Raw genomic sequence first — 14,722 nt, 5'->3', positions numbered from 1 at the left:
CAAGCCGCCACCTGCGCCGGAGCCGTCGCCGCCGCCGTGGTGCGACGGCATTGCCCTCCGCACCGCCCGGGCCGGCGCCCCGGCCCACCGTGCGTCCGGGTCGCGCGAGCCCCCCGCCTCGGCCGGAGCCCGCCGCCCGCCGAGCTTCGAGCCGGACCCGAGCGGCGGCCCGCACGCTGCACGCCAGCAGCCGTCCGGCGCCTCGCCGCCCGCGCGGGCGAAGCCGCCCGACCGCCCCCGAACGCCGACGAGAGGACACCGCCGTGCGCGTCCTGGTGATGGCCAGCCCCGTGCCCACCCACCTGCTCCCGCTCCTGCCGATCGCCTGGGCCGCCCGCGCCGCCGGCCACGACGTACTGGTCGCCGGACAGCCGGACCTGGTCGAGGCCGCCCGCGGCGGCGGCCTGTCGATCGCCGTGGTCGGCCACGAGCAGCGCGAGATCGAGGAACGCCGCCAACGCCGGGCGCTCGGCCAGGCCGACCCCGGCGGGGACGGCGGCGCGCGCCGCGAACCGCCGTGGAAGTCGCTCGCCGACCGCTGGCGGGCCCGGGTCGAGGACGTGCTGCCGGACCTGCTGCGGATCGCCGAGCGGTGGCGGCCCGACGTGGTGCTCGCCGACCCGCTCGAGTACGCCTCGCTGATCGTCGGCGCGGTGCGCGGCATCCCGGTGGTCCACCACCGGTGGGGCGTCGACTCGTTCACCAGCCGCGACTTCGACCGGATCCAGGAAGCCCTGGCCGGCATCTGCCAGGCCCACGGCCTGCCCGGCCTGCCCACCCCCGACCTGGTGCTCGACCCCTGCCCGCCCAGCCTCCAGCACCCGGACGCGGCACCCGCCCGCCCGGTCCGCTTCGTTCCGAGCAACGGCGTCGGCCTGCGACCCGACTGGGCGCCGAAGCCCGCCGGGACGCGCCGGATCTGCGTCTCGCTCGGCCTGCGCACCCTCGCCCTGGAAGGGCCCGCCGTGATCGCCGCCGCACTGCGCGGCCTCGGCTCGCTGCCCGGCGTGCAGACCGTCGCGACCGTTCCCGCCGAGCACCGGGCCGGCCTCGGCGAACTCCCCGCCTCGGTACGGCTGGTCGACCCCACGCCGCTCGACCTGTTCCTGGACGGCTGCGACGCCGTGGTCCACCACGGCGGCAGCGGCACCGGCCTGGCCGCGATCGCCCGCGGCCTGCCGCAACTCGTCCTGCCGCAGACCCCGTGGACCGCCGAGCACGCCGAACGCGTCACCGCCCTCGGCATCGGCCTGAGCCTTCCCACCGACGAGCAACAGCGCGATCCGCACGCCGTGGCCCACGCCGCCGCCCGGCTCCTCGACGACCCCACCTTCCGCACCGCCACCGCCCACCTGCGCACCGAGATCGCGGCCATGCCCACCCCGGCGGACGTCGTCACCGCCCTCGCCGCCCTCGCCGGGTAGGCGCTGGCCTTCCGTCCGGGTTCGATCGTGGGTCGAGCGGGGCGCCGGACGCTGGGCCCGCGTCCGTCGTCGCGGCGGAGTCGAACCGAGCGCATGGAGGAGAACAGTGCGCGTCCTCTTCACCACCTGGGCCTCCCCGTCCCACCTGTTTCCGATGGTCCCGCTGGCCTGGGCGTTCCAGGCGGCGGGTCACGAGGTGCGGGTCGCCGTGCCGCCCAACTGCACCGCTCATGTGTCGGGGGCGGGGCTGACGCCGGTGGCGATCGGTCCGGTGCCCGGGGCGATGGCCGGGAGCGGGCAGGGGCAGGCGAAGGGGCAGTTGAAGGTCTGGCATTCGCAGCGGTCCTGGCCGGCCGACTGGCCGTTGCACCTCGACCGGTTGGATGAGGGTCAGCTCGGCCTGCTCCAGGCGCTGGTGGACCGGCAGGCGGTGACCGCCGAGGCGATGGTGCCCGAACTGCTGGAGTTCGCCCGGCACTTCGGGCCGGACCTGATCGTCCGGGACGCGGGCACGTACGCGGCCGCGGTGGTCGCCGACCTGCTCGGGGTGCCGCTGGCCAGCCACCAGTGGGGCAGCCCGGCGGTGCTCGACGTCGAGCACTCCGCGCCCGGGGGAGAGGCGTGGCCGGGCTACCGGGCGCTGTTCGAGAAGTTCGGCGCGCAGGCCGACGACGGCACCGGCGTGTTCGTCGACCCGTGCCCGCCGTCCCTCCAACTTCCCACCCCGGCAACCCGGTTGAACACCCGGATCGTGTCGTACAACGGCCCGGGCGAGCTGCCCGACTGGCTGCGGAAGGAGCCGGAGGCGCCGCGGGTGTGCATCACCTGGGGAGTCACGGCGGGCAAGCTGGACCCGAAGTCCGCGCTGCCCGCGCCGCTGCTCGGCGCCGCCCACTCGCTGGCGGCGGCCGGCCTGGAGGTGGTGCTCGCCGTCACCGAGGCGCAGCGCGAGCTGCTGGGGGAGCTGCCGAGCGGCATCCGGACGGTGTCGATGCTGCCGCTGCACCTGCTGCTGCCGACCTGTGCGGCGGTGGCGCACCAGGGCGGTGGCGGCACCGCGATGACCGCGGTCGCGGCCGGCACCCCGCAGCTGATCCTCTCGCCGCGCCCGGAGCAGATGCTCACCGGCGACCGGCTGACCGGCGCCGGCGCGGCCCGGCACGTCCCGTACAACGAGCTGATCGAGGACGAGCGGGCCGGGCAGCGGGTGCACGAGGACGTGCTCGCGCTGGTCGAGGACCCGGCCCACCGGGACGCCGCCGCCCGGCTGCGCGAGGAGTCGCAGGCGCAGCCCAGCCCGGCGCGGACCGCGGAGCGGCTGCTCGAACTGGTGCGCTGAGCCGACGAAGCTGAGCCGACGAAGCTGAGCCGACGAAGCTGAGCCGACGAAGGTGGGCCGACGAAGGTGAGCCGACAAAGCTGAGCCGACGAAGGTGGGCCGACGAAGGGGCGGTCCCGACCACTGCGGTCGGGGCCGCCCCTTCAGCGATTTCAGGGGACTCAGGCCACCGCGTCCACCAGCACCGCGACCCGCTCGGCGGGCGTCGGCTCGGCGAGCATCTCCTCGCGCAGCGCGGCGGCGGCCTTGCCGTACCGCGGGTCGTCCAGCAGCGCGGCGACCGAGGCGCCGATCACCGCCGGGTCGTGCTGCTCGCCGGGTGCGGGGAGCAGCCCGGCGCCGGCGTGTGCCAGCCGTTCGCCGATCTCGGCGGAGATCGGCACCTGCGGCAGCACGAGTTGCGGTACGCCGTGCGCGGCGGCGGTCAGGCCGGTGCCGGACCCGCCGTGGTGGACGACGGCCGCGCAGGTCGGCAGCAGCGCGGTCATCGGCAGCGATTCGGCGACCCGGACGCCGTCCGGCAGGCCGCCGAGCTTCCCGGCCTGGCCGGCGCCGACGGCCAGCACCACCTCGACGTCGAGTGCGGTGAGTGCGGCCAGTGCGCCGGTGAGGACGTCGGGCAGCCGGTCGGGGGAGACCTTGCCGCCGGACACCCCGGCGGTGACGCAGACCCGGGGGCGGCCGGAGCCGGTGTGCAGCCAGTCGGGCAGCAGGCCGGGGCCGTTGTACGGCACGTAGCGGACGGGGATGCGCCGGCGCGGCGCCGGGTCGGGCAGCCGCAGCGAGGGCGGGCACGGGTCGAACCAGCCGATCGGCCCGCGCTCGGGGTCGGCGCCGTGCCGCTCGAACAAGTCGCGGTAGCCGGGCCGGAGTTCACCGTCCAGCCGGTCCGTCTCGATCCGGATCACGGTGGCGGTGCCCCAGGTGTGGCCGAACGCGGGGACGCCGAGGACGGCGGCGGTCAGCGGGCCGGCGAAGGTCAGCGAGTCGTGCACCACGACGTCGGGCCGCCAGGCGCGGGCGAACGCGATCAGGTCGTCGGCCATCGCGTCGGCGACGGTGAGCTGCTTGTCCGCCAGCGCGGCCAGCACGGTGCGGTGCCCGTCGTCCAGCAGCTCGGGGCGGGCGGCCCAGCTCTCGGGCCAGCGGCCGAAGCTGCGCCACGGTGCGAGGTCCGCGCGGTTGCGGATCTGGGCGACCGCGACGTCCTGCCCGACCGCCACCCCGATCAGCCCGGCCCGGGCGACCGCGGGGGCGCTGGCCGGCGGGGTGGCGAACCGTACCTCGTGGCCCGCCGCCTGGCAGGCCCAGGCCAGCTGGACCAGGCTGTACAGGTGCCCGGGCTCCGCCCAGGTGGCGAACAGCACTCGCATGTCATCTCCTCGGTGGGCGCTGCCGCGCGTAGAGCGCGCGGCACTCGTCATAGGTGGACAGGACCCCGCGTTCGGTCAGCTCGGCCAGCGACGGCGCGCACCGGTCCTTCTCGGACAGCAGCGGTTCACCGTCGAGCCAGTTCTTCCACGGGATGTTCAGCTCGGGGTCGAAGGGCTGGATGTCGAACTGCGTCCCGGGGACGAACTGGGTGGAGCACAGGTAGCTGATGCAGGCGTCGTCGGTGAGCGCCACGAAGCCGTGCGCCAGGCCCTCGGCGACGAACACCGCGGTGCCCTCCTTGGCGTCGAGCACGGTGGTGACGTGCGTGCCGAAGGTGGGCGAGCCGAGCCGGACGTCGACCACCACGTCCAGCAGGACGCCGCGCACGCAACTGACGTACTTGGCCTGCCCGGGCGGGATGGTGACCCCGTGGATCCCGCGCAGCGTGTTGCGGGACGAGGTCGAGTAGTTCACCTGCAGTGGCGTGAACAGGTGGCCGGTCGCCTCGGCGAGCGCGTCGCGCTTGTACGACTCGAAGAAGTTGCCCCGGGAGTCGGGGTGTTGACGCGGGGTGATCCGATAGGCGTCGGGCACCGCGGTGGCTTGTATCCCCATGGGTGCGGACTGTAGGGAGCGCCGCTAGAGCACCGGTAGCGGCGGCGGCGAGCAGCGGCCCGGCCGTCCACCAGGATTCGAGCCGACTGCTGCACCATGCGGCGCGACCACGGAGAGGCACGCGGCGATCCGGCCGCGGGCCGATGCAGACGGAGGTGCCGACGGTGTCCCAGTTCGACGTGCGGAGCGCGGATCGACCACCGGCCGCCCAGGGCCGGCGGGTAGCGGTCCTCGGCGCGACCGGATTCGTCGGCCGTCGTGTCTGCCAGGCGCTCGCCGCGGCCGGCGCCCGGGTGTACGGGGTCGCGCGCAGCGCCGCCGGCGCCGCGGACTTCGAGCCGATCCCGCTCGACCTCGCCGCCACCTCGCCCGAGCGGCTCGCCGAGGTGCTGCGCAGCACCGGCGCCGACGTGGTGGTGAACGCGGCGGGCGCGGTGTGGGGTGTGACGGACCAGCAGATGGCGCAGGCCAACGCCGAGTTGCCGGAGCGGCTGGTCACGGCGGTCGGCCTGCTGCCCGGGCGGCCGCGGGTGGTGCACCTCGGTTCGGTGCACGAGTACGGGCCGGGCCCGTGGGGTGTGGCCATCCCGGAGAGCCTGCCGCCCGCGCCGGTCAGCTCGTACGGGCGGACCAAGCTGCTCGGCACCGAGGCGGTGCTGGCCGCCGCCCGGGACCGCGGGCTGGACGGGGTGGTGCTGCGGATCGTCAACGTGTCCGGGCCCGGCACCCCGGCGGGCAGCCTGCTCGGCATGATCGCCGGCCGGCTCGCCGAGGTCGCCCGCGGCGGCCCGGGCGAGCCGCTGCGGCTCACCCCGCTGCGGGCCCGGCGGGACTTCGTGGACGTCCGCGACGTCGCCGACGCGGTGGTGGCGGCCGCCGTCGCGGACGCCCCCGGCGGGCTGGCCGGCCAGGTGATCAACATCGGCCGGGGCGAGGCCGTCGCGGTGCGCCGGCTGGTGGACCGGCTGATCGAGCTGAGCGGCCTGCCGCTGACCGTGGCCGAGGAGCCGGACACCGCCCCGCAGCGTGGCGCGGTGGACTGGCAGCAGGTCGACATCGGCAAGGCCGCCCGGCTGCTCGACTGGCGGCCGCAGCGCGACCTGGACACCTCGCTGCGCGACCTGCTGACCTCGACGCCGGGGCTCGTCCCGGAGCAGGAGGCGGTGGCCGGGTAGTCCGCCCAACTGACCTTCCAGGAGCCGAAGTTGCCGCCCGCCCGCGAGCGCCGCGCCGGCCGGTGCTTGCCCCGGAGCCGGAGGCGGTGCCCGGGTAGTCCGCCTTCAGCGCCAACTGACCTGCCAGGAGCCGAAGTTGTCGCCCGTCCGCGAGTGCCGCGCCGGCCGGTGCTTGCCCCGGAGCGGGAGGCGGTGGCCGGGTAGTCCGTCTTCAGCGCCAACTGACCTGCCGGGAGCCGTAGTTGCCGCCCGTCTGCGAGTGCCGCGCCGGCCGGTGCTTGCCCCGGAGCCGGAGGCGGTGGCCGGGTAGTCCGTCTTCAGCGCCAACTGACCTGCCGGGAGCCGTAGTTGCCGCCCGCCTGCGAGTGCCGCGCCGGCCGGTGCTTGCCCCGGAGTCGGAGGCGGTGCCCGCGCCAACTGGCGTGCCAGAAGCTGAAGTTGCTGCCTATTCGCGAGTGCCGCGCCGGCCGGTGCTTGCCCCGGAGCCGGAGGCGGTGGCCGGGTAGTCCGTCTTCAGCGCGAACTGACCTGACAGGAGTCGGAGTTGCCGCCCGTCCGCGAGCGCCGCGCCGCCCCGGGGCTCGTTCCGAAGCCGGAGGCGGTCGCCGGGTACTCCACTTCCAGCGCCAACTGTCCTGCCGGGGCGCGGAGTTGCGAGCCTCCTGCGAGTACCGCGCCGGCCCGGGGTTCGTCCCGGAACCGGGGAGGTCGTCGGATGGCCCTTATCAGGCGCGCCAACCTCCCTGTCACGACGCCGAGTTGCGACCCGTCCGCGAGCACCGCTCCAGCCCGCGGGCGCAGGCTCGGGGCTGCCGTCGACGGCGGGTCGGCACCCGGCGGCCGGGCCGCCCCGCGTCGGGGCGGGACCCGTCCGGGCCGGCCGCGCACCGAGGAGTGGCATGGACCTGGGACTGCGAGAGCGCGTCGTACTGGTGACCGGGGCGACCGGCGGGATCGGGCGCGCGGTCGCCCGGGCGTACGCCGCCGAAGGGGCCCGGGTGGCCGTTGCCTACCGCTCCGACCGGGCTACCGCCGAGCAGCTCGCCGACGAACTCGGCGGCCCCGAGCGGGCGTTCGCGCTGCCGTACGACCTGGAGGACCCGAAGTCGCCGCAGCTCGCGGTGGCCGAGGTCGAGCAACGCTGGGGCCGGCTGGACGTGCTGGTGGCGAACGCCGTCCGCTGGGGCGAGCGACGCATCCCCGGCACCCGGTTCGAGGACGTCCCGGAGCCGGACTGGCTGCCGGTGATTGACGGCAACCTGGCGCCGACCGTCCGCACCGTGCAGGCCGCCGTCGGCGGCATGCGGGCCCGCGGCTGGGGCCGGATCGTGCTGATTTCCTCGCACAACGCGCTCGGCGGCAACCGCGGCCAGGAGTTCTACGGCGCCGCCAAGGCCGGACTGCACGGCCTGACCCGCAGCCTGATGTGGGACCTGACCGGCACCGACGTGCTGGTGAACGTGGTCTGCCCCGGTCTGACCACCACCGAGCGGGTCGCCGCCGGGCTGCCCGCGCCGGTCCGCGAGCGGGAGACCGCCGCCACCCCGAGCGGCCGGCTCAGTTCTCCCGAGGAGGTGGCCCGGGCCGTGCTGTACCTGGGCTCGGCCGCCAACGGCAACGTCACCGGCGAGGCCCTCGCCGTCGCCGGCGGCCGCTGAACCGGCCGCTGAACCGGCTGCTGAACCGGCTGCTGAACCGCCCGCCGAGGCACTGTCGAGTCCGGCTCCAGCAGCCGCCCGCAAGCTGGACCGGACCGACGAGAAGACCCCACCCGATGCCCCATCAGAAGGAGACCGGCGATGAGCGTGCACAAGGAGCTCGTCCTCGACGAGGTTCGCAAGTTCCACCAGGAGCAGGAGGACGACGGCGCGTTCGTGCCCGGGGTCACCGAGATCTGGCCGTCCGGCGCGGTGCTGGACGCGGAGGACCGGGTCGCGCTGGTCGAGGCCGCGCTGGAGATGCGGATCGCGGCCGGCCGCAGCTCCCGCAAGTTCGAGTCGCTGTTCGCCAAGAAGTGCAAGCGGCGCAAGGCGCACCTGACCAACTCCGGCTCGTCCGCCAACCTGCTGGCGATGACCGCGCTGACCTCCGACCACCTGGAGGACCGCAAGCTGGTCCCGGGCGACGAGGTGATCACCGTCGCGGCGGGCTTCCCGACCACCGTCAACCCGATCCTGCAGAACGGGCTGATCCCGGTCTTCGTCGACATCGAGCTCGGCACCTACAACACCACCGCCGACCGGGTGGCCGCCGCGATCGGCCCGCGCACCAAGGCGATCATGATCGCGCACGCGCTGGGCAACCCGTTCCCGGTCGCCGAGATCGCGCAGCTCGCCGAGGAGCACGACCTGTTCCTGATCGAGGACAACTGCGACGCCGTCGGCGCGACCTACAACGGCCAGCTCACCGGCACCTTCGGCGACCTGACCACCGTCAGCTTCTACCCGGCGCACCACCTGACGATGGGCGAGGGCGGCTGCGTGCTGACCTCCAACCTGGCGCTGGCCCGGATCGTCGAGTCGCTGCGCGACTGGGGCCGGGACTGCTGGTGCGAGCCGGGCGAGAGCAACAAGTGCCTCAAGCGCTTCGACTACCAGATGGGCACCCTGCCCGCCGGGTACGACCACAAGTACATTTTCTCGCACGTCGGTTACAACCTGAAGGCCACCGACATCCAGGCCGCCCTCGGCCTCACCCAGCTGGCCAAGCTGGACTCCTTCGTCGATGCCCGCAAGGCCAACTGGCAGCGCCTGCGCGACGGCCTGGCCGACGTGCCGTGGCTGCTGCTCCCGCACGCCACCCCGAACTCCGACCCGAGCTGGTTCGGCTTCGTGCTCACCGTCGACCCCGAGGCCCCGTTCACCCGGGCCGCGCTGGTCGACTTCCTGGAGGCCCGCAAGATCGGCACCCGCCGCCTGTTCGCCGGCAACCTGACCCGTCACCCCGCCTACATCGGCAAGCCGCACCGCGTCGTCGGCGACCTCACCAACAGCGACATCGTCACCGAGCACACCTTCTGGGTCGGCGTGTACCCCGGCCTGAGCGAGGCCCAGCTCGACTACATCATCGAGTCCGTCCGCGAGTTCGTCGCCAAGAACAGCTGAGAGGGAACGCCCGATGCCCGCACCGGACACCGCCGCCGCCCGCCCGCGCGCGACCGCCCGCCCCCGCGGGGACGCAGCCCCGGCCGCCAGGATCGCCCGCTCCGCCGCCGCCACCGAGGGCGCCAGGCTGAGCACCGCCGCCTTCGCCGACTGGCTGGCCGGGCGCGGCCGGGCCAACGACTTCACCGTGCGGAAGATCCCGTTCGCCGAACTGAACGGCTGGTCCTTCGCCGAGGGCACCGGCAACCTGGTCCACCGCAGCGGCCGCTTCTTCTCCGTCGAGGGCCTGCACGTCACCCTCGACGACGGCCCCTACCGGGAGTGGTACCAGCCGATCATCAAGCAGCCCGAGGTCGGCATCCTCGGCATCCTGGTCAAGGAGTTCGACGGCGTCCTGCACTGCCTGATGCAGGCCAAGATGGAACCCGGCAACCGCAACCTGCTCCAGCTCTCGCCGACCGTCCAGGCCACCCGCAGCAACTACACCAAGGTGCACCAGGGCGCCGACGTGAAGTACATCGAGTACTTCACCGGCGGCCGCCCCCGCCGGGTGCTCGCCGACGTGCTGCAGTCCGAGCACGGCTCCTGGTTCTTCCACAAGAGCAACCGCAACATGATCGTCGAGGCGCTGGACGACGTCCCCGAGGACGACGACTTCTGCTGGCTGACGTTCGGCCAGATCGCCGAACTGCTGCGCCGCGACAACGTGGTGAACATGGACTCCCGCACCGTGCTGGCCTGCGCCCCGGTCGCCGACCCGGACGGCCGCGCCCTGCACACCGACACCGAGCTGCTCTCCTGGTTCACCGGGCAGCGCTCCCGCCACGACATCCACGCCGAACGCGTCCCGCTGGCCGACCTGCCCGGCTGGACGCAGGACGAGGAGACCATCGCGCACGAGCAGGGCCGGTTCTTCAAGGTCGTCGCGGTCAACGTCACCGCCGGGAACCGCGAAGTCACCAGCTGGACCCAGCCGTTGATCGAACCCGTCGGCCGCGGCGTCGCCGCCTTCCTCACCCGCCGGATCGACGGCGTCCGGCACGTCCTGGCGCACGCCAAGGTCGAGGGCGGCTTCCTCGACGCCGTCGAACTCGCCCCCACCGTCCAGTGCACCCCCGGCAACCACGAGGAGCGGCCCCCGTTCCTCGACCGGGTACTGAACGGGCAGGTCGCCTACCGGGCCGTGCACTCCGAGGAGGGCGGGCGCTTCCTGCACGCCGAGGCCGACTACCTGCTGGTCGAGACCGGCGACGACGAACCGCTCGACGAGCCCGAGGGCTACGCCTGGGTGACGCCGGGTCAGCTCTCCGAGCTCGTCCGGCACGGCCACTACGTCAACGTCCAGGCCCGCACCCTGCTGGCCGTACTGAACGGCCTGGACGACCGTGACTGACCCCCTGCGGATCGGCGTGCTGGGCTGCGCGGAGATAGCCCGGCGGCGGATGCTGCCCGCGATCGCCGCCCAGCCCGGCCTGCGCCTCACCGCGATCGCCAGCCGCGACCCGGAACGCGCGAAACCGCTCGCCGCCCAGTACGGCTGCCGGGCCACCGACTACCGCGCACTGGTCGAATCCCCCGACGTGGACGCGGTGTACGTGCCGCTGCCGATCGCCCTGCACGCCGAGTGGGTGGCCGCAGCCCTCGACGCCGGCAAGCACGTCCTCGCCGAGAAGCCGCTCACCGCCGACCCAGCCGCCACCGCGGCCCTGCAACGCCGGGCCGAGGAGCGCGAGTTGGTGCTCCGGGAGAACGTGATGTTCGTCCACCATCCGGTGCACGAGCAGGTCCGGCGGCTGGTCGCCGACGGCGCGATCGGCGAACTGCGGATGTTCTCCGCCGCGTTCGCCATCCCCGCGCTGCCCGCCGACAACATCCGGCACCGGCCCGAACTCGGCGGCGGCGCCCTGCTGGACGTCGGCTACTACCCCGTCCGGGCCGCCCTGCACTTCCTGGGCCCGGAACTCACGGTGACCGGCGCCGCCCTGCACCGCGGCGCCGGCAGCGCCGTGGAGACCTCCGGCGCGGCCGTGCTGACCACCCCCGGCGGCGTGCTCGCCCAGCTCGCCTTCGGCATGGACCACGCCTACCGCAACAGCTACGAACTGTGGGGGAGCACCGGCCGGATCCGGGTCGAGCGCGCTTTCACCCCGCCCGCCGACCAGCCCCCCACCGTCCTGCTGGAACGCGGCGGCAGCACCGAGCAGCCCTTGTTTGCCGCCGCCGACCAAGTCGCCGAAACACTCGCCGCGTTCACCCGCGCCGTCGCCGAAGGAGCCACCGCCGCAGACGAATTGACCCATCGGCAGTCCGAACTGCTGTACCGGCTCCGCGCCGCCGCCACCCCCACCGCCTGAGCCGAACGGGCGACACCCGCCCGAAGGTCCCCCGCCCCACCTGCCAATCATTACGCTGAGTTGAGACTGCGTGCCGGTGCGTGACCGGATTGGTGTAGGGTCCGAAGCGGGAACACCGGTACGGCCACGGGCCGGAGGGGGAGATGTCGATTGAACTCCACCGAATCGGTGCTGCCTGCCCATCCCGCCCTGCGCAGGCTCACGGCCGTGCTGCTCGCGGTGCTCTGCGCCGGGTACGCGGTGGGTTCCGGACTCGGCTGGGGTTCGTGCGAACTCGCCCTGGTGATGGGTGACTTCGGCCTCGCCGGGGCGGCCCTCGCGGCCGCCCTGTCCTGCCTCGCGCACGGCATCGCGGTCGGCGGCCACACCCGGCCCGCCTGGCTGCTGTTCGGCCTCTCCTCCGCCGTGGTCGCGTTCGGCAACGGCCTGTGGGGCTGGTACGAGGTGGTGCTCGGCCGGCCGCTGCCGCCGGACTCCTCCGCCGAGTACCCGTTCCTGCTGTTCGCCCCGCTCGCCATCACCGGCCTGCTGGTGCTCGCCCAGCGCCCGCGCAATTCGGCCGGCTGGCTGTGCCTGATGCTGGACGGCTGGCTGGTGGCCGGCTCGCTGTTCACCCTCAGCTGGAGCCTGGCACTCGGCCGGGTCGCCGCCGGCGACGGTGACGACCCGCTGAAGCTCGCCATCGGCCTCGGCTACCCCGTACTGGACATCCTGCTGGTCGGCCTGGTGGTCGGCCTCAACGTCCGCGGCCGGGACCGCAATCGGGCCGCCGTGCACACCGCGATGATCGGCCTGGTCGTCACCGTGGTCTGCGACGCCCTGTTCACCACCCCGCAGTTCCACAGCGACTACCACTCCGGCGAACTGCTGGACGCCGGCTGGTTCGCCGGCTCCCTGCTGCTCGCCTGGGCCCCCTGGTCGCACACCCGCCGCCCCAGCCGCCAGCACCCCTCCACCCAGGGCGGGCCGCGCCGCCGGGTCGCCTCCACCTTCAGCGCGCTCACGCCCTACGCCGCCGCCGCGGTGTGCACCGCCGGCATCCTCTACAACGCGCTCGGCGGCCGCCCGCTGGACCGGGTGATGCTCGCCGCCGCCAGCACCGTCGGCCTGGCCCTGATCGTCCGGCAGGGCGTGATGCTGCTCGACAACCTGTCGCTCGCACAGGAACTCGCCACCAAGGAAGCCCACTTCCGCTCCCTGGTGCAGGGCTCCAGCGACGTCATCATGATCGCCGGGCCGTCCGGCGCGCTGTCCTACGTCAGCCCCGCCGCGCTGCGGGTCTACAACCGTGACCCGGGGGACCTGGTCGGCGGCAACCTGCTCAACCTGGTCCACCCCGAGGACGTCGACCGGGTGCTCGCCGAGGTGCGCCGCATCCTGGCCCGCAGCCGGGGCGCCCGGTTCCAGCCCGGCGAGCCCTCCGCCCGGGTCGAATGCCGGATCCGCTCGGGCGAAGGCGAGGGCGAGGGCGAGGGGGAGTGGCTGCACGTCGAATCCACCGTCAACCCGTATCGCGACGGACTGATCCTGAACAGCCGCGACATCACCGAACGGGTGCGCCTGCAGGCCCAGTTGCAGCACAACGCGTTCCACGACCCGCTCACCGACCTGCCCAACCGCGCCCTGTTCGCCCAGCGCGTCCGGGCCGCGCTCACCTCGCAGGGCCCGGCCGGCACCGCCGTCGCCGTGCTCTTCCTCGACCTGGACGGCTTCAAGGCCGTCAACGACACCGCCGGCCACCAGGTCGGTGACGAACTGCTGGTGCAGGCCGCCCGCCGCCTCCAGGCCGCCGTCCGCACCGAGGACACCGTCGCCCGGTTCGGCGGCGACGAGTTCGCCGTCCTGGTCCGCGGCCGGCTCGGCCACCCCCAGGTCCGCGACCTCGCCGAACGCATCCGCGCCGCCCTCTCCGAGCCGTACTGGATCGGCGGCACCGAACTCGGCGTCGCCGCCTCGATCGGCATCGCCTTCGGCCCCGACGCCCCACTGCCCGTCCCCGAACCCGCCCCCGGCGAGGACGAGGACGCCCGCGCCCGCAGCGCCGACAGCCGGGCCGCGAGCGCCGCCGACGAACTGCTCCGCAACGCCGACCTCGCGATGTACCAGGCCAAGTCCCGCGGCAAGGGCCGGGTGGTGCTCTACACCCCGGCGATGCGCGCCGAACTCGACCGGCGCGGCGAACTGGAGGAGCGGCTGCGCGCCGCCGTCCGCGAAGGCTCCTTCGCGCTGCTCCACCAACCCGTGGTCGAACTGGCCGGCGGCCGGCTCACCGGCGTCGAGGCCCAGGCCCGCTGGCGCTCCGCCGAAGGCCTGCTGCTCACTCCCGCCGAGTTCCTGCGCACCGCAGACACCGGCGACGGCGCCACCCGGTTCGCCCGCTGGCTGGTCACCGAAGCCGTCGCCGCCGCCGCCCGCCGCCGCGCCGACGGCCCCGCCGCCCCGCCCGTCCCCGTCACCGTCCGGCTGGCCGCCGAACGGCTCTGCGCCCCCGGCATGTACGAAACCCTGGCCGGCGCCCTGCGGGACACCGAACTGCCGCCCGGCCTGCTCGTCCTGGAAGTCTCCCGGACCGGCCCCGACGCGCTCGCCGACGAACTCGGCCGCCGCCTGGCCGCGTTCCGCCGCCTCGGGGTGTCCACCGCGCTCGCCGGGTTCGGCGCCGGCGGCGGCTCGCTCGGCGCACTCGCCCGGATGCCGTTCGACGCGCTCAAACTGGACCGCAGCCTGGTCCAGGACATCGCCGACTCCACCCTCACCCGGGCACTCGCCGGGCACGCCCTGCGCCTCGGCCGCGACCTCGGCCTGGTCACCGGCGCCGACGGCGTCGACCACCCCCGGCAGCTCGCGGTGCTCCAGGAACTCGGCTGCCGGCGCGGCCAGGGCCTGGCCTTCGACCGCCCGCTCGACGAACTGCGGCTGCGCCGCGCCCTGCTGCGCCGCGGCTACTCCGTCCCGCGCCCCGGCCAGGGCCACCCCGGCCGCCGCCCGCTGCTCACCCCCGAGGCCCGCGCGAGTGGATTGGCGGAGGCTTCCGCGGCCCGCCCGGGGCACCTGCACAGCGGCCTTGAGCTGCCGCAACGGCACACCGTCGGGGGTCCGAGCGGTGGCCCGCATGGTGAGACGGCGGTCCCACCAGCTTGACACCCACCACTGCGTGGGAGGAAGGTCGGTGCCATGACCACCCGAATTCTCGTACTTGGCGGGCGCGTCGGCTGAAGAACAGCCCGACGCGCCTCCCCCTCGCATGCCCTTGGCACGAGGGGTTTTTTGTTGCACGAATCCGGGTCGGCCACCGCAGGAATCCTGGCCTCAACCCCCCGAAATCCGGACGATCGAG

At 74.3% G+C, this 14,722-nt stretch carries 10 protein-coding genes; 8 read left to right on the top strand and 2 right to left on the bottom strand.

Annotation, left to right across the window (positions count from 1 at the left end):
- Positions 1 to 263: 263 nt before the first annotated feature.
- Positions 264 to 1,424: a nucleotide disphospho-sugar-binding domain-containing protein gene (locus tag ACFYS8_RS07085; RefSeq protein ID WP_387636968.1), complete on the top strand. Its 1,161-nt coding sequence runs from the start codon at positions 264 to 266 to the stop codon at positions 1,422 to 1,424.
- Positions 1,425 to 1,530: 106 nt separating this feature from the next.
- Positions 1,531 to 2,763 carry a nucleotide disphospho-sugar-binding domain-containing protein gene (locus tag ACFYS8_RS07080; protein ID WP_387636966.1) on the top strand — a complete coding sequence of 411 codons (1,233 nt, stop codon included), beginning with the start codon at positions 1,531 to 1,533 and terminating at the stop codon, positions 2,761 to 2,763.
- Between the two features lie 161 nt (positions 2,764 to 2,924).
- On the opposite strand, the gene ACFYS8_RS07075 is transcribed toward ACFYS8_RS07080, so the two are convergent.
- Positions 2,925 to 4,136 (bottom strand): nucleotide disphospho-sugar-binding domain-containing protein, encoded by a 1,212-nt coding sequence (locus ACFYS8_RS07075; RefSeq protein WP_387636963.1) that lies wholly within the window; start codon positions 4,134 to 4,136, stop codon positions 2,925 to 2,927.
- Position 4,137: 1 nt separating this feature from the next.
- Positions 4,138 to 4,752 carry a dTDP-4-dehydrorhamnose 3,5-epimerase family protein gene (locus ACFYS8_RS07070; RefSeq protein WP_387636960.1) on the bottom strand — a complete coding sequence of 205 codons (615 nt, stop codon included), beginning with the start codon at positions 4,750 to 4,752 and terminating at the stop codon, positions 4,138 to 4,140.
- 164 nt (positions 4,753 to 4,916) lie between these two features.
- Here ACFYS8_RS07070 and ACFYS8_RS07065 point away from each other — a divergent pair, with 164 nt between their 5' ends.
- From ACFYS8_RS07065 to ACFYS8_RS07040, 6 genes are all read left to right on the top strand, one after another.
- Positions 4,917 to 5,927: an NAD-dependent epimerase/dehydratase family protein gene (locus tag ACFYS8_RS07065; protein ID WP_387636958.1), complete on the top strand. Its 1,011-nt coding sequence runs from the start codon at positions 4,917 to 4,919 to the stop codon at positions 5,925 to 5,927.
- Positions 5,928 to 6,826: 899 nt separating this feature from the next.
- Complete coding sequence (locus ACFYS8_RS07060; RefSeq protein WP_387636956.1) at positions 6,827 to 7,585, top strand: SDR family NAD(P)-dependent oxidoreductase; 759 nt, start codon at positions 6,827 to 6,829, stop codon at positions 7,583 to 7,585.
- Between the two features lie 141 nt (positions 7,586 to 7,726).
- The gene (gene rfbH / locus ACFYS8_RS07055; RefSeq protein WP_387636954.1) at positions 7,727 to 9,031 is read left to right on the top strand and encodes a lipopolysaccharide biosynthesis protein RfbH; all 1,305 of its coding nucleotides are present in this window, start codon (positions 7,727 to 7,729) and stop codon (positions 9,029 to 9,031) included.
- 13 nt (positions 9,032 to 9,044) lie between these two features.
- On the top strand, positions 9,045 to 10,424 hold the full coding sequence (locus tag ACFYS8_RS07050) for an NDP-hexose 2,3-dehydratase family protein (protein ID WP_387636951.1): 1,380 nt from the start codon (positions 9,045 to 9,047) through the stop codon (positions 10,422 to 10,424).
- Entirely contained in the window at positions 10,417 to 11,385 is a 969-nt protein-coding gene (locus tag ACFYS8_RS07045) for a Gfo/Idh/MocA family protein (RefSeq protein WP_387636949.1), read from the top strand. Before ACFYS8_RS07050 ends, ACFYS8_RS07045 begins: the two co-directional genes overlap by 8 nt.
- Positions 11,386 to 11,535: 150 nt before the next feature.
- Positions 11,536 to 14,526: a putative bifunctional diguanylate cyclase/phosphodiesterase gene (locus ACFYS8_RS07040; protein WP_387636946.1), complete on the top strand. Its 2,991-nt coding sequence runs from the start codon at positions 11,536 to 11,538 to the stop codon at positions 14,524 to 14,526.
- The last annotated feature ends 196 nt before the right edge of the window (positions 14,527 to 14,722 follow it).

Source organism: Kitasatospora sp. NPDC004615 (genome assembly GCF_042873545.1).
Classification (GTDB): Bacteria; Actinomycetota; Actinomycetes; order Streptomycetales; family Streptomycetaceae; genus Kitasatospora.
The sequence above is the reverse complement of the archived record's forward strand: the minus strand, read 5'-3'. Positions and strand labels throughout refer to the sequence as shown.

Excerpts from the sequence above, each read along its gene's own strand:
- ACFYS8_RS07060 (WP_387636956.1), top strand. The coding sequence starts at position 6,827 with ATGGACCTGGGACTGCGAGAGCGCGTCGTACTGGTGACCGGGGCGACC.
- ACFYS8_RS07070 (WP_387636960.1), bottom strand. The coding sequence starts at position 4,752 with ATGGGGATACAAGCCACCGCGGTGCCCGACGCCTATCGGATCACCCCG.
- rfbH (WP_387636954.1), top strand. The coding sequence starts at position 7,727 with ATGAGCGTGCACAAGGAGCTCGTCCTCGACGAGGTTCGCAAGTTCCAC.
- ACFYS8_RS07075 (WP_387636963.1), bottom strand. The coding sequence starts at position 4,136 with ATGCGAGTGCTGTTCGCCACCTGGGCGGAGCCCGGGCACCTGTACAGC.
- ACFYS8_RS07050 (WP_387636951.1), top strand. The coding sequence starts at position 9,045 with ATGCCCGCACCGGACACCGCCGCCGCCCGCCCGCGCGCGACCGCCCGC.